Annotated in this window: 23 protein-coding genes; 14 read left to right on the forward strand and 9 right to left on the reverse strand. The window is 72.8% G+C overall.

Features of this window, described 5'->3' with window-relative positions; translation table 11 throughout:
• Positions 1-45: 45 nt before the first annotated feature.
• From AOM07_RS08150 to tal, 3 genes are all read right to left on the reverse strand, one after another.
• A complete protein-coding gene (locus tag AOM07_RS08150) occupies positions 46-960 on the reverse strand; it encodes a hypothetical protein (RefSeq protein ID WP_062312673.1) in 915 nt (304 codons plus the stop codon).
• Between the two features lie 112 nt (positions 961-1072).
• On the reverse strand, positions 1073-1582 hold the full coding sequence (locus AOM07_RS08155) for an O-acetyl-ADP-ribose deacetylase (protein ID WP_062312675.1): 510 nt from the start codon (positions 1580-1582) through the stop codon (positions 1073-1075).
• Positions 1579-2676 carry a transaldolase gene (gene tal, locus AOM07_RS08160; RefSeq protein ID WP_062312677.1) on the reverse strand — a complete coding sequence of 366 codons (1098 nt, stop codon included), beginning with the start codon at positions 2674-2676 and terminating at the stop codon, positions 1579-1581. Before tal ends, AOM07_RS08155 begins: the two co-directional genes overlap by 4 nt.
• Before the next feature lie 99 nt (positions 2677-2775).
• Here tal and AOM07_RS08165 point away from each other — a divergent pair, with 99 nt between their 5' ends.
• Genes AOM07_RS08165 through gnd form a run of 3 tightly spaced genes read left to right on the forward strand, consistent with a single transcriptional unit; the run spans position 2776 to position 6162 of the window.
• Positions 2776-3738 carry an SDR family NAD(P)-dependent oxidoreductase gene (locus tag AOM07_RS08165; RefSeq protein WP_062312679.1) on the forward strand — a complete coding sequence of 321 codons (963 nt, stop codon included), beginning with the start codon at positions 2776-2778 and terminating at the stop codon, positions 3736-3738.
• The gene (gene zwf / locus AOM07_RS08170) at positions 3735-5138 is read left to right on the forward strand and encodes a glucose-6-phosphate dehydrogenase (RefSeq protein WP_062312681.1); all 1404 of its coding nucleotides are present in this window, start codon (positions 3735-3737) and stop codon (positions 5136-5138) included. The genes AOM07_RS08165 and zwf overlap by 4 nt, the downstream gene beginning before the upstream one ends.
• Position 5139: 1 nt before the next feature.
• A complete protein-coding gene (gene gnd, locus AOM07_RS08175; RefSeq protein ID WP_062312683.1) occupies positions 5140-6162 on the forward strand; it encodes a phosphogluconate dehydrogenase (NAD(+)-dependent, decarboxylating) in 1023 nt (340 codons plus the stop codon).
• 7 nt (positions 6163-6169) lie between these two features.
• On the opposite strand, the gene AOM07_RS08180 is transcribed toward gnd, so the two are convergent.
• Complete coding sequence (locus tag AOM07_RS08180) at positions 6170-6490, reverse strand: DUF202 domain-containing protein (RefSeq protein WP_062312685.1); 321 nt, start codon at positions 6488-6490, stop codon at positions 6170-6172.
• 120 nt (positions 6491-6610) lie between these two features.
• Here AOM07_RS08180 and AOM07_RS08185 point away from each other — a divergent pair, with 120 nt between their 5' ends.
• Positions 6611-7822: a LamG domain-containing protein gene (locus AOM07_RS08185; protein WP_062312687.1), complete on the forward strand. Its 1212-nt coding sequence runs from the start codon at positions 6611-6613 to the stop codon at positions 7820-7822.
• Between the two features lie 39 nt (positions 7823-7861).
• Here the strand turns inward: AOM07_RS08185 and AOM07_RS08190 are convergent, their stop codons facing one another.
• From AOM07_RS08190 to AOM07_RS08200, 3 genes are all read right to left on the reverse strand, one after another.
• Entirely contained in the window at positions 7862-8887 is a 1026-nt protein-coding gene (locus AOM07_RS08190; RefSeq protein ID WP_062312689.1) for a CE1 family esterase, read from the reverse strand.
• 76 nt (positions 8888-8963) lie between these two features.
• Positions 8964-11708, reverse strand: a complete 2745-nt coding sequence (locus AOM07_RS08195) for a glycoside hydrolase family 3 protein (RefSeq protein WP_084830200.1) — start codon at positions 11706-11708, stop codon at positions 8964-8966.
• Between the two features lie 7 nt (positions 11709-11715).
• On the reverse strand, positions 11716-14148 hold the full coding sequence (locus tag AOM07_RS08200; RefSeq protein ID WP_062312692.1) for a glycoside hydrolase family 3 C-terminal domain-containing protein: 2433 nt from the start codon (positions 14146-14148) through the stop codon (positions 11716-11718).
• A gap of 115 nt (positions 14149-14263) precedes the next feature.
• On the opposite strand from AOM07_RS08200, the gene AOM07_RS08205 reads away from it, so the two are divergent.
• Entirely contained in the window at positions 14264-14851 is a 588-nt protein-coding gene (locus AOM07_RS08205) for a TetR/AcrR family transcriptional regulator (RefSeq protein WP_062312693.1), read from the forward strand.
• Positions 14852-14858: 7 nt separating this feature from the next.
• Here AOM07_RS08205 and AOM07_RS08210 read toward each other — a convergent pair whose 3' ends face one another.
• Together AOM07_RS08210 and AOM07_RS08215 are read right to left on the reverse strand one after the other, a co-directional pair.
• Complete coding sequence (locus AOM07_RS08210; RefSeq protein ID WP_062312695.1) at positions 14859-15044, reverse strand: hypothetical protein; 186 nt, start codon at positions 15042-15044, stop codon at positions 14859-14861.
• Between the two features lie 238 nt (positions 15045-15282).
• On the reverse strand, positions 15283-16197 hold the full coding sequence (locus AOM07_RS08215; protein ID WP_084830202.1) for a radical SAM protein: 915 nt from the start codon (positions 16195-16197) through the stop codon (positions 15283-15285).
• Positions 16198-17326: 1129 nt separating this feature from the next.
• Between AOM07_RS08215 and AOM07_RS08220 the strand changes: the two genes are divergently transcribed.
• From AOM07_RS08220 to AOM07_RS08255, 9 genes are all read left to right on the forward strand, one after another.
• Entirely contained in the window at positions 17327-17839 is a 513-nt protein-coding gene (locus tag AOM07_RS08220; RefSeq protein WP_062312696.1) for a hypothetical protein, read from the forward strand.
• A gap of 245 nt (positions 17840-18084) precedes the next feature.
• Entirely contained in the window at positions 18085-18972 is an 888-nt protein-coding gene (locus tag AOM07_RS08225) for a P22 phage major capsid protein family protein (RefSeq protein WP_062312698.1), read from the forward strand.
• Between the two features lie 23 nt (positions 18973-18995).
• Entirely contained in the window at positions 18996-19373 is a 378-nt protein-coding gene (locus tag AOM07_RS08230; RefSeq protein WP_156160799.1) for a hypothetical protein, read from the forward strand.
• Between the two features lie 235 nt (positions 19374-19608).
• Complete coding sequence (locus tag AOM07_RS14720) at positions 19609-19767, forward strand: hypothetical protein (protein ID WP_156171876.1); 159 nt, start codon at positions 19609-19611, stop codon at positions 19765-19767.
• A gap of 318 nt (positions 19768-20085) precedes the next feature.
• On the forward strand, positions 20086-21126 hold the full coding sequence (locus AOM07_RS08235) for a hypothetical protein (RefSeq protein WP_062312700.1): 1041 nt from the start codon (positions 20086-20088) through the stop codon (positions 21124-21126).
• Between the two features lie 6 nt (positions 21127-21132).
• Positions 21133-21396, forward strand: a complete 264-nt coding sequence (locus tag AOM07_RS08240) for a hypothetical protein (protein ID WP_062312702.1) — start codon at positions 21133-21135, stop codon at positions 21394-21396.
• Complete coding sequence (locus AOM07_RS08245; RefSeq protein ID WP_062312704.1) at positions 21393-21686, forward strand: hypothetical protein; 294 nt, start codon at positions 21393-21395, stop codon at positions 21684-21686. Before AOM07_RS08240 ends, AOM07_RS08245 begins: the two co-directional genes overlap by 4 nt.
• Before the next feature lie 40 nt (positions 21687-21726).
• Positions 21727-22227, forward strand: a complete 501-nt coding sequence (locus AOM07_RS08250) for a hypothetical protein (RefSeq protein ID WP_156171877.1) — start codon at positions 21727-21729, stop codon at positions 22225-22227.
• A 187-nt stretch (positions 22228-22414) separates the two neighbouring features.
• Entirely contained in the window at positions 22415-23311 is an 897-nt protein-coding gene (locus AOM07_RS08255) for a toll/interleukin-1 receptor domain-containing protein (protein WP_062312707.1), read from the forward strand.
• The last annotated feature ends 149 nt before the right edge of the window (positions 23312-23460 follow it).

The raw sequence follows: 23460 nt of genomic DNA on the forward strand, positions 1-23460 counted from the left end.
TGGTCGAGAAGCCGACGCGAGGGCGGGCGCGAGTGCCCCGCACGTCTACGAACGGGGCGGGTTGACGGTGTCGCCGTCCCAGTCGAGCCGGTCGTCGGGGCCGACCTCGAACGCCTCGAGGCCCGGCTCCGCGAGCACCGCATCCACCACCCCGCGCGAGCCCGCGACGATGGTCGAGTCCCAGTCGATCTCGCTCGCGACGAGCCACCCATGGTCGGCGGGCCACGCGTACTGCGGCATCGGCTCGCGGAACGGCGCCCACCACCCGATCCCCGCCCCGAAGCCCCAGTCGGGGTCGGCGAGCTCGGCCAGCGCACCCGACAGCATCAGGTACTCGCGGCCCGTCCCCTCCATCCCAGGGATCTCGAGCAGCTCTCCGCGCGCGACCGCCTCGACCACGTCCTCCGCGAGCACGGGAACGTCCGGCGACGGACCGGCACCGGAGCCGCCAGCAGCGCCGGCACCCGCATCGACGCCTGCATCGTCGGCGCGGGTCGCGATGATCACGTGCCGCCCGCCGGGGTGCAGCTCGCTGTACCCGGCCCAGATCCCGAGCGTCACCGGCGAAGCCCCGTCGCCCTCCGGCAGATGAGGCACGAGCGCCGCCCAGAGACGCGGCTCGAGCCAGCCGTCGCGCGTGGGCCCGATCTCCCACCCGTCGTCGAGCCGGACGAACTCCTCGTCGCCCGCGAGCGCGTGCCACTGCACCAGCGGGTGCACGACCCCGCCGACCGCATCGGCCACCGACGCCCACGTCCACTCGCGCTCCTCGACCACGCGCGGGACCATGCCGCCGCCCGGGTCCTCCCAGGAGAGCCGTCGCGCGGGCACGGGGTGGAGGATGCGGGCGTACGCCTCGAAGCCGGTGCCGGCGACGCCACCCACGGTCGCCCACGTGCCGATGCGCCCGCGCAGCCATTCCCCCGCCTCAGCGGCGGCGGCGCCCCGCAGCGCCCTCACGGCCGCACCTTCACAGCAGCACCTTCACAGCAGCACCCCACGACCACGCACATTCACCACAGCACCCCGACAGCCTCGCGCCTTCACACCCGCACCCCCACGCCCAGGCACCCTACCGCCCGAGAAGCTCCCGGTAGATGGCCAGATCGGCGTCGGAGAACACGCAGAAGATGACCTCCTCGACCCCGGGCGCGGAGGCCAGCGCCCGCCCGACGGAGCGCACCGCCACGCGCGCGGCCTCCTCGGCCGGATAGGCGAACGCCCCGGTCGAGATGCAGGGGAAGGCGATCGACCGGCACCCGTGCTCCTGCGCGAGCGCGATCGACGTGGCGTAGGCGGACGCGAGCCGCGCCTCCTCGCCCTGGTCGCCCCCGTGCCACACCGGCCCGACCGCGTGGATGACGTGCCGCGCGGGCAGCGCGTGACCGCCGGTGATCTTCGCGGACCCGACCGCGCACCCGCGCAGCCCCATGCACTCCTCGAGCAGACCCGGCCCGGCCGCCCGGTGGATCGCGCCGTCCACTCCCCCGCCGCCCAGCAGCGACGAGTTGGCGGCGTTGACGATCGCGTCGACGCCGAGCGTCGTGATGTCGGCGCGCCGCACCGCCAGGACGGCGGTCACGCGAGCGCCTCGCCCACGGTCGCGAGCAGGCCCTCCCACGATGCGATGAACTTGTCGACGCCCTCGCGCTCGAGCTGCGCGGTCACGTCCGCCATGTCGATCCCGACCTTCTCCAGGTGCGCGAACGCGGACTGGGCCTCGTGGTACGTCCCCTCGATGGTGTTCCAGCCGCCCTCGTGCGCCTCGCCGTGGTCCTCGAACGCGCGCAGCGTCGCCTCCGGCATCGTGTTGACGACGCCGGGCGCGACCAGCTCGTCGACGTACATCGTGTCGGGGTACGCGGGGTCCTTGACCGAGGTCGACGCCCACAGCGGCCGCTGCGGCCGCGCGCCCTTCTCCGCGAGCGCCGCCCAGCGCTGCGTGGTGAGGACGTGCTCGTGCTGCTCGTACGCGAGCCGCGCGTTCGCGATCGCGGCGATCCCGCACAGCCCGGAGTTCGGGTCGATCGCGCGCAGCCGCTTGTCGACCTCGGTGTCGACGCGGCTGACGAAGAACGAGGCGACGGATCCCAGCCGCGACACGTCGCGTCCCGCCGCCACGGCGCCCTCGACCCCGGACAGGAACGCGTCCACGACCGCCCGGTAGCGGGCGAGCGAGAAGATCAGCGTGACGTTGACGGAGATGCCCTCGGACAGCGCGGTCGTGATCGCCGGCAGGCCCTCGACCGTCGCAGGGATCTTGATCATGAGGTTCTCGCGCCCGACCTCGTCCCACAGCTCCCGCGCCTGCTCGATCGTCCCGATGGAGTCGTGCGCGAGGCGGGGGTCCACCTCGATCGACACGCGCCCGTCGACGCCGTGCGTGTGCCGGTACACGTGGTGGAGGACGTCGCACGCGTCGCGCACGTCGGCCGTCGTGATCTCGCGCACGGCCTCCTCGGCGGTCGCCCCGCGCGCGGCGAGCGCGGAGAGCTGCTCGTCGTACTGCGACGACCCGGACACGGCGGCCTCGAAGATCGACGGGTTCGTCGTGACGCCCGCGAGCGACAGCGAGTGGATCTCCTCGGCGAGCGAGCCCGACGCGAGCCGGTCGCGGCTGAGGTCGTCGAGCCACACGGACACCCCGGCGGCGGAGAGCAGGTGCAACGCGCTCATGATGGCCTCCCAAGTCCCCCTCGCCCCACCCTAGGTCGCCCGGCGGAACATGCGCACCTCGTTCTAGGTTGGCCTGTGGGGACACACGAGGGAGCACACATGAGCTGGACCGCCGACGACATGCCCGACCTCACCGGCCGCACGGCCGTCATCACCGGCGCGAACGGCGGGCTCGGCCTCGCCTCCGCGATCGCGCTGGCGCGCCGCGGCGCGCACATCGTGATGGCCGCGCGCGACCCCGCCAAGACGGACGATGCGCGGGCGGCGGTCCTCGCGGAGGTCCCGGGGGCCTCGCTCGAGACCGTGCCGCTCGACCTGGCCTCGCAGGCAGGCGTCCGCGACGCGGCCGCGACGATCCTCGCGGCGCACCCGTCGATCGACATCCTCCTCGCCAACGCCGGCGTCATGGCGATGCCCGAGCGCCGCACGGAGGACGGCTTCGAGATGCAGCTCGCGGTCAACCACCTGGGCCACTGGACGCTGGTCTCGCGCCTCCTCCCCAGCCTCCTCGCGGCCCCGGCGGCGCGCATCGTCACCCTGACGTCGATCGCGCGCCTCAACGCGACGTCGGTCGACCCCGCCAACCCGAACCTCGACGGCGAGTACGAGGACTGGCGCGCGTACGGCCAGTCCAAGCTCGCCGCCCTGCAGACGGCCCTGGGTCTGGACGATGCGCTGCGCGCCGCGGGCGCCGAGGCCCGGGCCCTCTGCGCGCACCCCGGCATCTCGCACACCGACCTGCAGAAGCGCACCGTGCGCGAGGGCGGCGGCGGCAGGCAGGGACCGTTCTGGGAGGCGTACGCGGAGCAACGCGGCATGCCGCCCGAGCAGGGCGTGCTCCCCCAGCTGCGCGCCGCCACCGACCCGCACGCCCGCGGCGGCACGCTGTGGGGGCCGCGATGGGGGCTCTCGGGCCCGCCGACCCGCAAGCTGCTGGTGCGGCGCGGCCCGATCGAGGCCGGCATCCCCGGCCTGTGGGAGGCGTCGATGGCGCTCACCGGGGAACGCATGGACGTCGAGGCGGCCGCCGCGGCCGCCCGCGCACGGGAGGCGACCCCGTGACCACCGCCGAGCACTCCGACGTCCTCGTCTTCTTCGGCGCGACCGGCGACCTCGCGCGCAAGATGATCTTCCCCGCGCTCTACGGGATGGTCGTGGCCGACGAGCTCCACGTCCCCGTCGTCGGCGTGGCCTTCTCGGAGTGGGGCCTCGACGATCTCCAGCGGCGCGCACGCGAGTCCGTCGAGGCGGCCGTGCCGGACGCGGATCCCACGGCGCTCGACACCCTCGTCGGCCTGCTGCGCTACGTCGACGGCGACTACCGCGACCCTGCCACCTTCGACGCCCTCCGGGAGGCCGTGGGGGACGCGCATCGTCCCGTCCACTACCTCGCGATCCCGCCCGTGATGTTCGCGACGGTCATCGAGGGCCTCGCCCGCGCGGGGCTGAACACGGACGCGCGCGTGGTGGTCGAGAAGCCCTTCGGGCGCGACCTCGCCTCCGCGCAGGAGCTCGACGCGGTGGTGCGGAGGGCGTTCCCCGAGGAGTCGGTGTTCCGCATCGACCACTACCTCGGCAAGGAGGAGATCATGAACCTCCTCTACTTCCGCTTCGCCAACGGGTTCCTCGAGCCGGTGTGGAACCGCAACCACATCGCGAGCGTGCAGATCACGATCGCCGAGGACTTCGGCGTCCAGGGCCGTGGGTCGTTCTACGAGTCCGCGGGCGCGCTGCGCGACGTCCTCGAGAACCACATGCTGCAGATCGTCGCGCTGCTCGCGATGGAGCCGCCGGCGTACCAGGGCTACGGCGCGGTGCACGAGGCGAAGGCCAACGTGTTCCGCGCGATCCGACCGCTCACCAGGAACGACATCGTGCGGGGGCAGTTCGAGGGCTATCGGGACGAGCCGGGCGTCGCGCGCGGGTCGGACGTCGAGACGTACGCGGCCGTGAGGCTGTTCATCGACTCGTGGCGGTGGGCGGGCGTCCCCTGGTACCTCCGCACCGGCAAGAACCTGCCGGTCACGGCGCACGAGGTGGTCGTCGAGTACAAGAAGCCGCCGCAGGCGCTGTTCGACGACGCGATGATGGCGCAGCACCCCAACCACCTGCGCTTCCGGCTCAAGCCGGACGGGGAGATCGCGCTCGGCGCGCGCGTCAAGACGCCCGGCGAGGAGTTCGTGGGCGAGCAGCGCGAGCTCGTGGCGTCGACCGAGGGGGCGGCGGCGCGCCAGCCCTACGAGCGGCTGCTCGGGGATGCGATCCAAGGCGACCGCGCGCTGTTCACCTCGGAGGACTCGGTCGAGGCGGCGTGGCGCGTCGTCGATGCGATCCTCACCGACCACGCTCCCGCCATCCGCTACGCCCCGGGCACGTGGGGCCCGACCGAGGCGGACACGCTCATCGGGGCGGACGGCCCCTGGCACGACCCCACGGTTCCCGACTCCGACGGAAGGAAGTGACATGCAGCTGGGCATGATCGGGCTGGGGCGCATGGGCGCCGGGCTCACCCGCAGGCTGATGCGCGACGGCCACACGGTCGCCGTCCACGACGTCTCCCCCGACGCGATCGACGCGCTCGCCGCCGAGGGTGCGGTGCCCGTGCGCGAGCTCGCGGGCTTCGTCGAGGCTCTCGAGGCGCCCCGCGCGGTGTGGGTGATGGTCCCCGCGGGCGCCATCACCCAGCAGGTAATCTCCGACCTCGCCGCGGTCCTCGAGCCCGGCGACACCGTCATCGACGGCGGCAACAGCTACTACCGCGACGACATCGCGCACGCCGCCGCGCTGGCCGACAGCGACCTCCACCTCGTCGACGTCGGCACCTCGGGCGGGGTCCACGGCCTCGCGCGCGGCTTCTGCCTCATGGTGGGCGGGGACGATGCGGTGGTCGCGCGGCTCGCGCCCATCTGGCGGACGATCGCGCCGGGCGCGGACGCGGCGCCGCGGACCCCCGGGCTGACGGGCGACCTTGCGCCGGGCGAGGAGGGCTGGCTCCACTGCGGCCCCACCGGCGCGGGCCACTTCGTCAAGATGGTCCACAACGGCATCGAGTACGGGCTCATGGCCGCGTACGCCGAGGGCCTCAACGTGCTGCGCAACGCCAACATCGGCGCGCAGGAGCGCACCGCGGACGCGGAGACCGCGCCGCTCGCGAACCCCGAGTTCTACCGGTACGACGTCGACACCGCGGCCGTCGCGGAGGTGTGGCGTCGCGGCTCGGTGATCGGGTCGTGGCTGCTCGACCTCACCGCGCAGGCGCTGCGCCAGGACCCGGAACTCGACTCGTACTCGGGGCACGTGTCCGACTCCGGCGAGGGCCGCTGGACCTCGATCGCCGCGATCGACGAGGGCGTGCCCACCCCGGTGCTCACCACCGCCCTGTACAGCCGGTTCGCGTCCCGCGACCTCGACGACTACGCGCAGAAGACCCTGTCCGCCATGCGCAAGGGCTTCGGCGGCCACGAGGAGAAGCCCACCGGCGAGTAGCGACCCGTCAGGTCATCACCCAGCCGACGAGCAGGAGCAGCACGGCGACGACCACGCCCCACGCGATCCACGAGCCGATGCGCAGGTCCGGCGGGGCGTCGCCCGCAGCGCCCGCAGCGCCCGCATCGTCCCGAGCGGCGCGCGCGTGGGTGCGCCACGAGTAGATGCCCTGCGCCGCGCCGGCGATGGCGAGCAGCAGGAGCAGCCCCGCCGCGCCCAGCCGCCAGCCCTCGTCGATCGGGACGTCGAGCGCGACGAGAAGCAGCGCGGCGATCAGCAGCCCGACCGCCGTGCGGATCCAGGCCAGGAACGTGCGCTCGGCGTCCACAGCTCGACGCTACCCCGCGCGCACGATCCGAGAGGCGTAGTCTCGAGTCGGCCCGCTCCGCGCGCCTCGCACACGCCGCCCCGGGCCCGACGTCGATGTCGCGCTCCGGGGGGAGGCCGCATGTCGGAGAAGATCGCGTCGCGTTCGATCCACGCACGCCCATGGTGGCGCTGGGTCGCGGGAGTCGCTGCCGGCACCCTCGCGCTTGCCGTGCTGCCCGCGTGCGCTGCGGACGACCCGCCGGAACCGACGTGGGCCTGGCCGCTCATGGGGGACGGGGCCGCGTCCGCGGGCGGCGTCGACCTCGACTTCGCCGGCACGTACGTGCTCGACCCGGCCGGCCTCGCGCTCGACGGCACCTCCGGCTTCGCTGCGACGTCCACGCCGGGTCCCGTCGTCACCACGGAGAGCTTCACGGTCGTGGCGTGGGTCTCGCGCACGCCCGACCGCCTCGAGGGCGCCGCCGCGGTGAGCCAGATCGGCGAGGTCGCGGGCGCCTTCTACCTCAGCTGCGACGACGGCTCCTGCGACTTCACGATGAAGACCGCGGACTCCTCGGACTCGAGCACCACGTTTCGCGCCGCCGGGGAGGCACCCCAGGTGACGGACGGCGCGTGGCACCACGCGGCGGGCGTGTACGACGCGGAAGCGGGCGAGCTCCGCCTGTTCGTCGACGGCACGCTGACTGCGACCACCCCCTTCAACCGGCCGTGGCAGGCGACGGGGCCCCTCGAGATCGGCAGCTCGCTCAGCGACGGCGTCCCGGTGAACTTCTGGCCCGGCGCGATCGCCGGCGTGGCCGTCTACGACAGCGCGCTTACCGACGACGAGGTAGCGACGGTCGCGGCGACCGAACCGCCGTCCGCCGCTCCCCCGCCCGCTGCCGAGCCCGATCCCGCGACGTACGGTGACGGCGTCCTGACCGGCACGTGGGAGTTCGAAGCCCCGCCCGGGGAGCTCCACGACTGGCTCGCCGACACCGACACCGGGACCGGCGCCGAGAGCATCGTGCTCCGTGTATCGATCGAGGACAACCGATGGTGGCGCCGCTACGTGCTCGACGGCGAGGTGTGGGAGGACGGCGGCGAGCCCGTCGGCGACGTCGGGACCTTCACCGTCGACGGGGACCAGTTCACCATGCTCGGCGAGGACAGCGAGGAGAGCGTCACCTATGCCTGGAGCCTCGACGGCGACGAGCTCGCCCTGACCGTGGTGGAGTACTGCAACCTCATCCCGCCCGCGAACTGCGTGTCGGACCACAGCCTCGTCGCGACGCCGCTGCTCAACCTCATGGAGCACACGTACACCCGCGTGAGCGACGAGGCGGAGTAGGGGCGGGCGGGACGCCTCGCGCCCCGGCCGCCTTCCCCGTCAGGCGGCGCCGAGGAAGAAGTCGACCGCCGCGGCCGGGCCGTCGAGGTATGCGGTGGTGCCGCCCATGACGCGCGGCTGCGAGTAGACGGGGTTGGGGATGACGTGGCCGCCGCCGTCGACCGAGAACAGCAGCACGGGAGCCGCGCCGTCGTAGACGGTGACGGCGACGTCGCTCGTGCCCGCCGCGTCGGTGTTCGCGAAGGCCGCGATCTCCGGCGTCATGTCGAGGCCGTTGCGCTCGGCGACGAACGCGGCGCTCTCCTCCGCGGACATCACCTCGCCCAGGCTGCCGCCGACCGTGCCGGCCTCGCCGCCCTCGAAGGGGTTGATCGGGTCGTCGGTGCCGAGGACGAACATCGTGGGCACCGCGGCGCCGCTCGACTCGCACACGTTGTTGGACTCGGCGGGGTACGCGGCCGCGAAGGGCGCGATGCCCTGGACCAGGTCCGGGGCCTCCTCCGCGAGGCGGATCGACATGTGGCCGCCGTTGGACAGGCCGGTCGCGAAGACCATGTCGGTGCTCGCGCCGTCCTGCTCCGCCACGTCGGCGACGACCGCGCGGACGAAGGCGACGTCGTCGACGTCGTCGAGGCGGGCGGGGTACGGGGTCTCGGCACGGCAGCCGTGCCACGTCATCTCGTAGCCCTCGGGGTACACCGCGACGAAGCCGCGCTCGACGGCGAGCTCGTCGAAGCGGTAGCCGGCCGCGGCGCGGACGCCCTCGGCGTCCATGCGTGAGCCGTGGAAGGCCAGCACGACCGGTGCATCGTCCGGCAGGCCGTCGGGCACGACGGCGAGGTACTCGCGCGTCATGCCGTCGACCTCGAGCGTGCGGCGCTCGACGCTCGCGGCGAGGCCGGGCTCGTCGGGCGCGGGCGCGTAGAGGAACCACGCGCCGAGCGCGCCGCCGACCAGGACGAGGCCGCCGACGACGGATCCGGTGATGGCGAGCGCGCGCTTCCAACGCCGGCGGGGCTGAGGTGCGGACGCGGGCGCGTCCGTGGCGACGGTGGTGTCGGTCATCGGGGGTCGTCTCCTTGGACGAGGGAGGAACGGCGGGGCGGCCGCGTGGGCCGCCCCGCCGTCCTCCGGGGGTGGGTCAGCCGACGGCGTTCGTCTTCGCGATGGTGAAGAGGATCGCGTGGACGCGGTCGCGCAGGCTCGCGCCCATGCCCGCCGGATCCGCGTCGACGGCCGCCTTGGTGGCCTTGACCGTCGCCGAGGGGAACACCGCGAGCATCCAGTCGTTGCCGCCGCGGGCCGCGAGCTCGGGGGCCATCCAGCCGCCGAGCACAGCGTCGGTGGACACGAAGCCCTCGAAGCCCCACTCGCCGCGGAGGACCTCCTGGAGCAGGTCCTCATTGCCGCCGGCCCAGCTGCCGCCGAGGTTGATGAACGAGCTCATCGCGCCCGCCGCATCGGCCTCCTTGACCGCGATCTCGAACGGCTTGAGGTACAGCTCGCGCAGCGCCTGCTCCGACGCGAACACGTTGATGCCGGTGCGCGCGTTGACCTCCTGGTCGTTGAGCACGAAGTGCTTGATCGTGACCGGGACGCCCTGGTCCTGCGAGCCCGCGACCACGGCCGCCGCCATCTTGCCGGTGAGCAGCGGGTCCTCCGAGAAGTACTCGAAGTCGCGACCGCCCAGCGCGGTGCGGTGGAGGTTCATGCCCGGCGCGTACCAGACCTCGACGCCGTAGGCCTTGGCCTCGGTGCCGACCGACTCGCCCCACGCGTAGGCGAGGTCGTCGTTCCACGTCGAGGCGATGACGACCTCGGTCGGGTAGGCCGCGGAGTCGAGCGGCGAGAACAGCGAGTTGAGGCCCGCCGGGCTGTCGAGCATCGTGATCGACGGCACGCCGAGGCGCTCGATCGCGACGGACTGGTAGGCGCCGTACGAGAACAGGTCGATCTGCTCGTCCAGCGTGAGCTGGTCGAGGAACGCGTCCCACTGCGGATCGTCGTACGCGACGCCCGCCATGTCCGCGAGGGTGAGGCCGTTGTCCGCGCCGTAGGTGGGCGCGTCGCCGTCGGCGGGCTCGAAGGTCGGATCCATGAGCGCGAGCACCTCGTCGGAGGCCGTCTCGGTGCCGTCCGGCGCCGCCGGGTAGGTGCCGTCCCAGTCCGCGCGCGACAGGTACGTGAGGTCACCCTCGACGTAGTCGAAGCGGTTCTCGTACGCAACGCCGGTGTCGGCGTCCGCCTCGTAGGTCACGTCGTTCGCGACCGTCACGGTGGACGATGCGACGGGCGTGTGCACGTCGGTGCGCGCCGAGATCGCGTAGTCGCCCGCCTCGAGCACGTAGGCGCCGCCCGCGGCGGTGTCCCACGACGCCATGTCCTGGACAGCGAACGTCACCGTGACGGTCTCGGAGGCGCCGGGCTCGAGGACCGACGTCTTCGCGTAGCCGCCGAGCTCGATCGCCGACTTCTCGATGCCGCCGGATGTGTAGGGCGCGGCGAAGTAGACCTGGACCACGTCCTTGCCCGCGACCTCGCCCGTGTTGGTCACGGTGACGTCGACGGACACGGCGTCGTCGGCCACGACCGCCTCGGCGGCCTCCCAGGTGAAGTCGGTGTAGCTCAGGCCGTAGCCGAACGGGTACTGGACGGTGCCGGCGTATCCGGCCTCATCGCCCTCGAAACGGGTCTCGTAGTAGCGGTAACCGACGTAGATGCCCTCCTCGTAGTCGAGGAAGCCGCGCTTCACGTTGGTGTAGTTGTAGTCGCCGAAGTTCTCGACAGCCGGCGCGCTCGCGATGTCGTACGCGTAGGTGTCGGTGAGGCGGCCGGACGGGTTGACCTGCCCGGTGAGCACCTTCGCGAGCGAGGCGGCGCCCTGCGGTCCGGGGGTGCCCATCCACACCGCGGAGGTGATCTGCGGGTACTCGTCCAGGAAGCCGAGCTCCATCTGGTTGCCGGAGTTCACCACGACGATCACGTTCTCCTGGACCGCGGTGACCGCGTCGAGCAGCGCGCGCTGCTCCGCCGTGAGCTGGAGCTGCTCCTGCACCAGGTCCGAGCCCTCGACACCGTCGTTGCCGACCACGACGATCGCGGTGTCGGAGAACGACTGCGCCTGCGCGAGGACGTCGTCGGTGAGGTAGTCGGGGGCCGGCTCGTGGTCGGCGCCCGCGCCGGTGAGCGCGCCCGCAATCTGGACGAACGCGTTGGACGAGCCCTCGGAGTGCTCGGCACCCGCCTCGTGCATCGTCGCGTAGAGGTCGGCGTTGTACTCGACGCCCTGCGCCTCGAGCGCCTCGTAGAGCGTGGGCGCGCCCGCGGTGTTCGAGCCGCCGGAGCCGCCGCCGCCCAGGCGGAGGTTGAACGACGCGAACGAGAACACGTTGACGCCCCCGTCGAGGGGCAGGACGCCCGCCTCGTTCTTCAGCAGCACGATGCCCTCGTCCGAGATGCTCTCGGCGACGCCGAGCGCAGCCTCGCGGGCCGCGGCGGCCTCGGGGGTGTCGTCCGTGAAGCTCAGCGAGGCGACGCGCATGATGCCGCCGACATAGGGAGCGGCGAGCACGACGACGCCGACGCCGGCGGCGGCGGTGACGCCCCAGCCGATCGCGCGACGCGGACGGTGCTTGACCTTGCGGTACACCCGCTCGCGACGCTTCGCCTCGCGGCGCTGGGCGCGGTTCATCGTGGCGCGCACCTCCGCGCGCTCCTCCTTGGCCGTCCTCTTGGCGTCGCGGGCCGCGCTGCGGTCCGCGGCCTTCGCCGCCGTGCGCTCCTCGGGCGTCATCGCCTGGAGCTCGTCACGACGAGCGCGCTTCGCCGCACGCTCCTCGCTGACGCGTGCAACGGCTTCCTGCTTGATCTCTTTGCGCGTAGACATGTCTCTCTCAGTTGTTGCTCTGGACGCGCTCGCTCCTTCGCCGAGCGCGCCATGCCGATGCGACCTGGCGCACACCGCGCCAGAATCGGCCGTTGACCATGAGCAGGAGGCCGTCGAGCATCGCGTCGTCGACCCTTCCGCCGCTCATGCGCGCGACCGACCGGAACGGCAGGTCGAGCACGAATCGGGTGTTGTTGGCCGCGTGCGGCCGTCCCAGCGCCATGAGCAGCGCGTAGGCGCCCTCGATGAGCCGGTACAGGAGGCCCGCGAACCCGCCGCGGCCCCGCGTCTGGGCGATGATGTCGTCCCGCGTGAGCGGCTCGCCCATGGCCCACCGCGACGGCGGCAGGGGGCGGCCGAGCAGCGCCTCGAACTCGCGGTCGTTGACGCGGTCGACGCGGCCGTCGACGTAGTGCGGGAGCCGCTCCGCGTCGACCGCGGGCATCGGCTCGCCGTCGACGCCCAGCTCGCGACGCAGGCGGATGTCGCGGGACGATGCGCCGGCCAGGACGGCGTAGGTGCCGCCGACGGTGCGCCAGCCGTGGCGCTCGACGTCGTAGACGTCGAAGGCGTGCTCGGCGTACGGGATCTCGACCGTGGCGCTCTCCCCCGGCGCGAGCGCGACCTTCGCGAAGCCGCGGAGCTCGCGCGGGGCGCGGACCTCGCCCACGGCGGCGTCGGGTGCCTCGACGTAGAGCTGGACGGTCTCCTCGCCGGCCCGGTCGCCGGTGTTGGTCACGGTGACCCGCGCCGACGTCTCCCCCGCCTCGAGCTCCTCGTAGCGGAACCGCGTGTAGCTGAGACCGTGGCCGAACGGGAAGCGGACGGGGGTCTCGATCTTGTCGAAGTACCGGTAGCCGAGGTAGATGCTCTCGCGGTGCTCGGACGTGGCCTCGGTGCGCGCGAACGAGGTCGAGGACGGCACGTCGGCGTACACGAGGGGGTAGGTCTCGGCGAGGCGGCCGCTGGGGTTGACGCGCCCGGTGAGCACGTCGGCGACAGCCCGGCCGCCGCCCTGCCCCGCGAGGTAAGTGTGCACGATCGCCGCGGCCTCGTCGGCGAACGGCAGCTCGACGGGCGCGCCGCCCGCGAGCACCACGACCACCGGGACGCCCGACTCGATGAGCCGGTGCGCGAGCACCAGCTGGTTCTGCGCGAGGCGCATGTGGGCGCGGTCGACGCCCTCGGCCTCGGCGGACTCGTCGAGGCCGAGGAACAGCAGCACGACGTCGGCGCGACGCGCGAGCCGGGCGGCGCGGCGACGGAGGCGGCGCGAGGGCTTGTCGCGGCGCGCGAAGCCGGGCTCGTAGCCCACGATGTCGAGGCCGCTCGCGCGCAGGGCGTCGAGCGCCGAGTCCACGCGCGTGGGGTTGACGAGCGAGCTGCCGGCGCCCTGGTAGCGCGGCCGGGCGGCGAAGTCGCCGATGACCGCGACGCGGCCCGCGTCCGGCCCGAGGGGAAGGATCTCGAGCGGGTTGTCGAGCAGCACGATCGAGCGGCGCGCGGCCTCGACCGCGAGCTCGTGGTGGGCGTCGTGGTCGACCGGGGCCGGCGCATCGTCCCGGCGGGTGCGCGCGATGAGCGCGAGCACCTCCGCGACGCGGGCGTCGAGGACGTCCTCGTCGAGGTCGCCGTTCTCGACGGCCGCGACGATCTCGCGGTCGGTGACGCCGCTGGTCGACGGCATCTCGAGCGCGTTGCCGGCGACGAGGCCCGCGACGCGGTCGTTGTTCCCGCCCCAGTCGGTCACGACGAGGCCGTCGAAGCCCCAGGTGCGCCGCAGGGTGGTGTCGAGCAGCTCGACGTTCTCGTTCGCGTAGGTGCCGTTGACCTTGTTGTACGAGCTCATCACGGTCCACGGGTCGCCCTGGGCGAGCGCGATGCGGAAGCCTTCGAGGTACGTCTCGTGCAGGGCGCGCTCGTCGACGATCTCGTCGATCGTCATGCGGTGCGTCTCCTGGCTGTTGACCGCGAAGTGCTTGGCGCACGCGGCGACGCCCTGCGACTGGATGCCGCGGATGAGCGCGGCCGCGGAGGTGCCCGACAGCAGCGGGTCCTCGGAGAAGTACTCGAAGCTGCGGCCGGCGAGCGGGTTGCGCTTGATGTTGAGGCCGGGGCCGAGCAGGACGCTCACGTCCTCGGCGGCCGCCTCCGCGCCCAGCGCCGCGCCGACCAGCTCGAGCAGGCTCGGGTCCCAGCTGCTCGCAAGCGTCGCGGCGGGCGGAAAGCACGTGGCGGGGATGCTCGCGTTGAGGCCGAGGTGGTCGGCGGCGCCGCCCTGCTTGCGCAGGCCGTGGGGACCGTCGGTGAGCATGATCGACGGCACGTCGAGGCGCTCGACGGGCTTCGTGTTCCAGAAGTTCGCGCCGGACATGAGGGACGCCTTCTCGGCGAGCGTCAGCTCGGTCCGCAAGCGTCGTCGGTTGTCGGATATCGTCATCGCTCAGTACCTTGGTTCAAGTTCCACCATGTGGTGGACTTCTGCGGATGAGCGTAACAACTTCCACCGCTTGGTGGAAATCGCGGCCGTCCACCCTGGATTGAGAGGACCTCCGATGCCCGAGGGCTATGCGACCGGACGCGCGACCAAGCAGTCGATCGTCGAGAGCGCCGCCGCGGCCTTCGCGCAGAAGGGCTTCTACGGCGCCTCGCTGCGGAGCATCGCCAAGGAGGCCGGCGTCGACCACTCGACCCTCCTGCACCACTTCGGCAACAAGACCGCGCTGCTCCTCGCCGTGATCGAGTGGCACGACGCCCAGGGCATGCCGGAGGAGCTGCCCGAGACCATCAGCGCCGAGTTCATCGCCGACGGCTTCGCGGCGACCGCCGCGCGCAACGCGGAGACCCCGGGCCTCGTGCAGCTCCTCTCGGTGCTGTCGGCCGAGGCGGGCGCGGAGAACCACCCCGCGCGCGAGACGCTCCAGCGCCGCCACGAGCTCGTCACGACGCTGATCGCGTGGACCATCCGCACGCAGCGCGCCGAGCACGGGGGCCACGACGACCCGCTCAGCCCCGAGGACCGGGCCGCCGTGCTCGTGGCGAGCTGGGAGGGGATGCAGGTCTACGACGCCCTCCACCCCGGCCGGCTCGACGTGCCCGCGCTCGTACGGTCGATGCTGCGCGAGGCCTTCCTCCTCGACTGACGCCGCCTCAGGCCAGCCGCGCGCGGGCCTCCGCCCGCCGGGCGCGGGCGAGTGCGCGGGTCAGAGCGCGCACCTCCGCGGCGACGATGCGGCGGTGCAGCGCGCGGAACGGGCGGCGGGACGGACGCTGGGCGAGCGCCGCGCCCGCGAGACGCTGGGCCTGGGCGATCGCGATCGGGTCGGTGGTGAACATGGGTGCTCCTTCGCTGGGGCTGCGGAGGAGCTGTCGGACAGGACGCAGCGGGTGGTGTCGCGAGGGGCGGTGGGCCGACGCGGCCATCGGCGGCTCGCACTGTCGGCACGGGCGGGATCCGTCGGGGATCGCGTCCGCGGGTGGGCGGCGGGGCGGGAAGCCCTCTGCTCGTCTCACGAGGTCCGTGAGGACCTGATCCGACCTTATGACACCGCGCGACCGCCGCGCAAAACGGCGGTCAGAACAGGGTGAGCGGCTCCGCCCGCGGGGCCGGCGCATCGTCCCCGTACGCGCGGGTGCGGCGCCACTCCCCCTCGTCGTCGCGTGCGTTGGCCCGCGACGCGACGGTGCCGGTGTTGGGATCCTCGGGGGTGCGCTCCAGCCCGTGGGCGGCGATGAGCGGCTTGATGCGGGCGGCGAGCCACCGGCGGTACTCCTTCGGGGCGTACGCGCCGTCACCGTAGAGGTCGCGGTAGCGCCCGACCAGGTCGGGACGATGCGCGTGCAGCCACTGCGCGTACCACTCCTTCACGCCGGGGCGGAGGTGGAGCGCGGTGTACGTGACCGAGGTGGCGCCCGCGGCCTTGATGCGGCCGAGCGCGGCGTCGAGGTGCTCCTCGGAGTCGGTGAGGAACGGCAGGATCGGCATCATGAAGACGGCGACGTCGAAGCCGGCCTCCGCGGCGGCGGTCACGGTCGCGAGCCGCGCCTGCGTGGTGGGCGTGCCGGGCTCGATGGCCTGCTGGAGCTCGTCGTCCGCGATCGCGATCGACAGCGCGAGGTCGACCGGGGCCTGCTTGCGCGCCTCGGCCAGCAGCGGGAGGTCGCGGCGCAGCAGCGAGCCCTTGGTGAGGATCGACAGGGGCGTGCCGGAGTCCGCGAGCGCGCGGATGATCCCGGGCATGAGCCGGTAGCGGCCCTCGGCCCGCTGGTACGGGTCCGTGTTGGTGCCGAGCGCGACGTGCTCGCGGCTCCACGACGGCCTCGCGAGGTCCTTGCGCAGGGCGTCGGCGACGTTGATCTTCACGATGATCTGCCGGTCGAAGTCGACGCCCGCGTCGAGCTCGAGGTAGCGGTGCGACGGCCGCGCGAAGCAGTAGACGCAAGCGTGATGACTCTTGTCATCCGACTGGGCTCTCGCTCTAGTCGCCACCCGTCACCCCGTTTACACTAGACGGCCTGCCCCCGTCTGATCGGTGCCCCCCAGCGATCGCGGCGGGGGCTATCTCGTGCCCGGGCGACGTCGCCGGGAGGGGCGCCGGAGGCGGCCGGGAGTGGTGAAGTGACGAAAGTGACCCTGTTCCCTGTTACCCGCTATGGAGATCTCTTCTTCTTCTCATAGCGAGTAACTAGAGAGACCCTCACTTTCACCACTTCACCACGCCGCCCGCCCCGGCGCCCGCTCGGCGTCCCTTGATTGCGGCCCGGTAACGATGCGCATCCGCGCCCTCCGAAACCGCCCGAATCGGGCCCCTACGCGAGCACCCCGGCCTACTCCTACCTCGGAGGCAGGGAACCCGCCTCGTGAGCCGCTCGACCCTCTGGAGGTGCCCCCGTGTCCGACTCCCGCACGTGCGCTCTGTGTCGCGGCCCGATCCCCGCCGCGCTCCGTGCCGACGCCGTCCACTGTTCGGCCAAGTGCCGCTATCGCGCGACCTACATCCGTCGCCGCGAGTGGATGGAAGCAGGCCGCGCCGCGCTCGCGGCCTCCTAGATCTCACAGGCGCCGGACCGTCTCCTCATTCCGAGGGCAAGCGGTCGAGCGGACGGCTCCGGCGCCTGTACCCCTGTCCCGGGCTCCCTCCTTCGCCCGGGCACTCCCCCTCGGCGTGATGCGCCGTCGTGCCGGTTGTCGCGACGCGACGCACCGCCGAGGGGACTCTCTTCAGCGGGCCACGCGCCCGCCTCAGTAGTCCGGCCTAGGAACCGGATCAGCCCGCGTCGACCTCTCTCAATCGACGCGGGCGCCTCTCCGGTGGTGGGCTTGCTTACCCCGCCCGGGCAATCCGGAGAGGTTGCGGCTCGATCGCCGCGCTCGTTTCTTCAGGGGTGAAGGTGTGCGAGCACAAGCGCGATTGCCGCGACCCTGCCCAGACCGGGACGTGACTTTGGTCGGTCACCCGCCCCGCGTCCTCCTGGTCGCTCCGTCGTCGCCTCCCTCCCTCGGCGGCGACGGAGCGCGAGGACACCCCGCAGACTTCCCGGCCCGCCGCCCTCGGCGTGGCCCTCCCTCACCCGCGCCCGGGATCCCCGAGCGCCTACGTCCCAGGAGGACACCGAGCATGACCGAGCAGACTCCCGCCCCGGCGCCCGCCGCCGACGCGAAGGCCGCACCGTGGGGTGAGGACTTCGATCCGGCCCGGGCCTGGACCCTGGTCCAGAACCTCCGCGCCGAGCGCGACGAGGCCCGCGCCGCGCGCGACGCCGCGACCGCGAAGGCGACCGAGGCGACCGAGGCCCTGACCGCCGCCCAGGCCGCCCAGAGCGACGCCGAGCGCGCTCTCTGGCGCGAGTCCGCTCTCCGGCGCCACCCGCTCCCCGAGGGCCTCGACGCCGCCGCCGAGGCCGACGCGCTCGCGTTCCTGTCCGGCGACTCCGCCGAGGACGTCGAGCGCAAGGCCGCGACCCTCGCGGCGCTCCGTGGCGCCGCCGAGGTGCCCGCCCCGGGCTCGGATCTCCGGACCCGCCCGGAGCCCCGCCTCGCACCCGTCCCGGGTCACTCGTCCGGCGACGCCGATCCCGTGCCGACTGATCTCGGCGCCCTCGCGGCGAAGATCGCCGCCGAGCGGATCTAGCCCCCACCGACTCCCGCCTCGCGCTTCTGGGCTCGCGCGACGCGGTCGACGCACCGCCCCCGGCCGGACCCGTGAGACAGGTCCGCCGGGGGCTCTCGCGTCTCTGTCTCTACGAGCCCAGACCCCTCCGATCGCCAGGCGCGACGCGGAGCCCAGCCTCGCCCCCGGCCAGCGCATGACGCGGCCCGGCATCGCCGCTCGGCGAGGACGTCCCACCCTCACACCCCTCCCCGATTGGACAACAAATGTCGAACACCCTTCTGGATCCTCGCGACCTCGCGGGCGTGACCGCCGACCTGGCGAAGGCCGATTTCGGCCTCGCGGGCCTGGTCTACACCGAGGCCTCGATCGGCTTCGCGCCGGGCCAGGGCTCGACCGTGAACATCGCCGTGCCGGGCTCGACCTCGGCGTCGGAGCGCGCCCTCGGCGTCACGACCGACTACACGGTCGACGGCGTCGTCGAGCAGACGTTCCCGATCTCGGTCGACGCCGAGGCCTACTCGACCGTGTCGCTCTCGCTCTCGGAGTCGACGCTCGACCTGGAGAACTACACCCGCCAGATCCTCGCCCCGCAGGCCCGCGCGGTCGCGGGCAAGATCGAGGGCAAGGTCGCCGCGCTGATCGACGGCATGGCGACCGAGGCCTCGATCACCTACGACAGCGCCAACCCGAAGGCCGCGCTGGTCAAGGCCCGCGCCATGCTCCGCGCGAACCAGGTCCCCGGCGAGATCGTCGTCGTCGCGGGCTCGACCGCGTACGCCGACCTCCTCCTCTCGGGCGACGACGTCGACACCTCGGCGGCTGTGCCGAAGGTCGCCGGGATGACGATCGTCGAGAACAACCGCGTGGCGCCGACCGCCCTCGTGGTCATGGTCCGCGCCGCGATCGGCCTCGCGATCGTCGCGCCGGAGCCACTCGACGAGACCAACTCGGCCGCGCACCGCACCGCCGACGGCGGCTTCGCCGTGCGCGTGCTCCGTGGCACCAACCCGGCCAACGGTCAGAGCCTCTCGACCGTGTCGACCTTCGTCGGCGCCGCGCTCCTGCCGATCCCGAAGCACGACGCCGAGACCGGCGAGACCGTGCTCACCGACGGGATCGGCGCGGTCGCGATCAACACGACCGGCGCGTAAGCGTGGCGGCCCTGCCGCCTGACGTGTCCGCCCTGGAGACCCGCCTCGGCTTCGAGCCCGGCGGGCTCCAGGGCTCGGACCTCGCCCGCGCGGTCGCCGCCCTCGACGACGCTACGGCCGTCGTGCTCGCCACCGTCCCCGAGCGCGTCGCCGAGGCCTGGGAGGCCGACGCCCCGCCCCTGGCGCGCGTCATCACCCTGAAGGCCGCCCGGCGCGAGTGGGAGAACCCGCAGGGCCTCCGCTCGGAGACCCTCGACGGGAACGGCTTCACGCTCGACACGGCGACCGGCGTCATGCTCACGCACCGCGAGCGCGCCGACCTGAAGCGCCTCGCCACGGGCCGCCCCGGCGGCTTCGTCGGCGACGTCCGCACGCCCTCGGCCTACGACGCCACCGCCTGACAAATCGCAGGCGCCCCGCTCCCGCCCTCTCGCGTGCCACCCCTGCCCGGCCCTAAGCCTCGCAGGCCTGGCCGTGAGAGCGGCCCTGAGAGCCTCTCCGGCTCTCGCGAGCAGGCCCGGGCTTCCCGGCCTACTCCACCAACGCCAACGCCCCCGGCCCGGTCCTTAAAGGCTCGCCCGTGCCGGGGGCGTTGCGCTTGCCCTCGCTCCGTAACGCCTGCCCGAAGGACCCACGATGACCGCGCACCTCGTCGCCTGCCGCACCTGCCGCCGCCCCCTGCCCGTCGACGCCGACCCTCGGCGCGTGACGTGCTCCAACGCCTGCCGCCAGCGCGCCTATCGCCGCCGCCTCGCCGAGGCCCGGGCCGCTCTCGGCGCCCGGGTGACGAAGTGACGGTTCTAGGTGTGTTTCCTGTTAGTCGTTAAGGCTTCTTCTCTCCCTAGGTACCCCCTTGCCCCCTTGCCCCCTAGTGGCACCTAGCAGGAGCTTCTAAATCGCCGGCTGACCCCATGCCCAACCCCCCTTGCCCCCTGCCTCGCCGCCCTTATTAGTTGCGCTGGCAATGGCGCTGTTCAGGCGCCGGGGGTGGCTCCGCCACCTTGACCGGCCGGAGGCCGTTTACACACGCGGCTACTCCGTTGCGCGCCCATCTTCCGCCCGCCCTCAGTCCCGGGCACCGCCCGCACCCCACTCCGAAAGGCAACCCCGACCATGCCCTCGACCCCGCTCGCGGACGTCCTCGCCGACGCGCGCGCCCGCCTCGACCTCCCCGCCCTCCCGATCGCCGCCCCGGGCGGCCTCGTCGCCTGGTGCCTCGACGCCGACCTCGACGCCTCGCCCCTGCCGCCCCTCGCCGACCGGATCCAGCGCCGGACCGGCCCGCGCCCCTGGCGCGTCGGGCACATGCCCGCCGAGCCCCTCGCGGCTGACCTCGCCGCGCGCGGTCTGACGTACCGCCATGGCCTCGGCTACGCCGTCCACGGCGAGCCCGTCGAGCCCTCGCAGGCCGCTCGCCTCCTGGCCGACGTCCTCGACGATGCGGCCGCCGCTCTCGGCGCCCTTTCCAAGACGCGCGCCGCACTCGCCGACCAGGCCGCCGAGATCGCCCTCGTCGCCGAGTACGAGATCGAGATCGCGGAGTCGTCCGGCGAGTCCCTCCCGACCTCCTGGCTCGCCGCCGCGCGCGCCGCCGGGCGCGCGGATCTCGCCGCCGCCGGGACCTCGGCGTCCCTCCGCGACTGGCTCGCCCTGCTCGATTGGGCGACGCCCCTGGAGCGCGCGCTCGCCGCCGCCCTCCGCGCTCGCGGCGACGACCTGCCCCTCGATCCCGCGCGCGACGCCCGGCTCGCCGAGGTAGGCCTCGTCCCGGACGGACCGCCTACGACGCGCGGCGACCGCCTCGACTGGCACGCTGACGCCCTCCGCGCCACCGCCCTCGACCTCCGCGCCTCCCGCGCCGCTCAGGGCGCCGCTCTGGCCCTCGTCCGGCCGTACCTGCCCGACGGCCGCCCCGTGGTCGACGAGGACGCCGTCGCGGCGTTCCTGGCGACCTTCGACGACGCCGAGGCGATCGCCCGCCCGGACCTCGGTCGCGCCTACGTCGACGCGGGCGCTCCGGGCGGACTCGACGTGCTCCCGCTCTACGCCCTCGCCGCCGAGCGTTGGGGCGCCCCCGTGAAGCGTCGCGGCACGATCACGTTCCGCCCGGCGCCCCTGACCGACCGCCGCCCCGCTCTCCGCCTGACCCGATAGGACCCCATGCCGACCCTGACCCCCTGGACCGCCCGCCCGGCGGGCCCGCTCGACCCCGAGGACAGGGCCGCGATCGCGGTCGCGTCCCTGAGCAAGCCCGCCCGCCTGGCCGACTCCGTCGACGCCAGCACCCGACCGAAAGGACCCGCCCGCATGACCCCCACCGACCACGGCCTCGGCCGCCCCGCCCCGGCGCTCACGCCGACCCGCACGCCCGCCCACGACGAGCCGCTCCCGGTCCTCGTCGGCGTCCCGGGCCACCTCGGATGACCGCCCTCGCCCTGGCGCCCCTGGCCGCCCACGTCGACCCGCCCTGCCGCTACCCCGCCCGGAGCACGGCCCGCGCCCACGCGCGCCGCGCGCTCCAGCGCCGCCTCTCGGCGATCCTCGATGACAAGGCGCACGCAGCCGAGGCCCGCGAGATCCTCGACCGCCTCAACGGTCCGACCGTCGAGCGGATCTCCCTCGGCGAGTCCGTGGAGCGTGACGCCCGCTTCACGTCTGGGCCTCTCGCGACCCTCGGCGCCCGTGCCCGCGCCGCCGCCCTCGCCGTCGCGTAGGTCATTCCGCCGTGGCACCCGGCACAAGTAGCCTGGTGTCGTGGCGGAACCACTCACTGACGATGAGGTCGCGCGACTTGCCGTGTTCTGGGCGCATGCCGCACGCGCGCAACTAGCGCGACTCGGCAAAGCCCTGAACCGCCTCGACAACTCCTCGGGGCGCGGCGAGGCGTCACCTACCGTCGGCGACTGGTGGCAAGTCGCCGCCGAACGTCACTTCGCCCTCCTCGCAATCGCGCACGTCGTCAAAGCCTGCTCACGCCTGGAAGCCCTACCCCGTTTCCCGGATGCCGATCTCTTCACCTACCTCCGCCACTATGCCGAGCACTGGGAAGACCCGAGCGGACGGGCCGGGCGGACCCTCGCCGAGATCCGACCAGAGCACACCGAGGAGCCGATCGCATTCTGGCCGGAACGGTTCGCGCTTCACGGCGTGTTCAGCGATGACCTCGACGCGTGGCTCGCCGAGGTCGACCGCGTCGCGCGGTCGACCGACGGGTCAGGACTCCCAATGCCCGATCCGTCCACCCCGCTCGACTGACATCGCGGGGTGGGGGGAGGACTTCTACACCCCCTCGGCCAGAAGCCCAGTAGGCATAGCGCCTCACTACGCGCGCGGGATTGGGACTCGGCAACAATGCCGATCTTTAACTCACCCCTGGTAGTTGAACCTTCGCGCTACGATGCGCGAGCGAGAGGTTCAGAGATTGGCCCCGGGGGGCAACAGCATGGCTACGAAGGTGTTCATTAGTTGGTCGGGCGATACGGCGAGGTCTGTCGCGCGCGTACTGAGCCCATGGCTTCAGGACCTCATTCAGGCGTGCGCGCCGTTCATGAGCGAGGACGGTCTACAGAAGGGCGTTGGCTGGCCCGGCGAACTCCGCAAGGAACTAGGCAGCGCGCGCTTCGGCATCGTCATCGTCACGCCCGAAAACAGCGGCTCGCAATGGCTCCATTTCGAGGCGGGCGCGCTGGCGGTTGCTTTCGAGGACAACCGCGTCGTGCCGTTCCTCATCGGCACGACCACCGCCGATCTTGACGGCCCGCTTCGCCTCTTCAACGCTGTCACTTCACCCACACGGGAGGAAGTCTTCCGGCTTGTTTGCTCACTGAATGGCGCGCTAGAGACACCTCTCGAAACTGGACCACTCGACCGCGCGTTCGAGCGCCTGTGGCCCGAGTTGGAGCGCGACCTCGCACCGATTCTCGAAGCCGCTAACGCCTCGAAAGGCTCGGATCCTGCGCCCGCTGAGAAGGAACGCGACGACCGCCTCTTGACGCGGCTCGATTCGCTAGAGCGGCAAGTTGCCGCACAGCGCGTCCAAGGGCTACGGATGCCCTCAGGCCATGACGTGGCGCGCCTCTCGAATGCCATCAATGCGACGCTGAAGCGTGCCAACTGGCCGATGGGTGTCAACGTCGCGATCGACGGTGAGCGGATTCGCGTCGAGTTCACGGGCCCCCTGCCCGAGCCAGTCGTGCGAGAGGTTGAGAGCCACATTGACGCCCTGGGCGTCAACGCCGAGATGCTTGTCCCGGTTGACCGGGACCCATCGCTGTCGCAGGCTGAAGACCGGTCTATCGCGACCGCGACCGGCAGGAGACACTTCTTAACCGCGGGCTAGCCGATTCAACTTTCAGCACACTGCGCAACGTGTCCTAGTCAGGCAGTGTCCGACGCTCAGAGCCAACCCTCTCAGGCCCTCGGCCCGACACCCCTCCCAGGGTCCGGGTCGGGGGCCATTCGCGCACCCTGGGGGCTCTGGCGATTGCT

This window comes from Demequina rhizosphaerae (genome assembly GCF_000971255.1).
Taxonomy (GTDB): Bacteria; Actinomycetota; Actinomycetes; order Actinomycetales; family Demequinaceae; genus Demequina; species Demequina rhizosphaerae.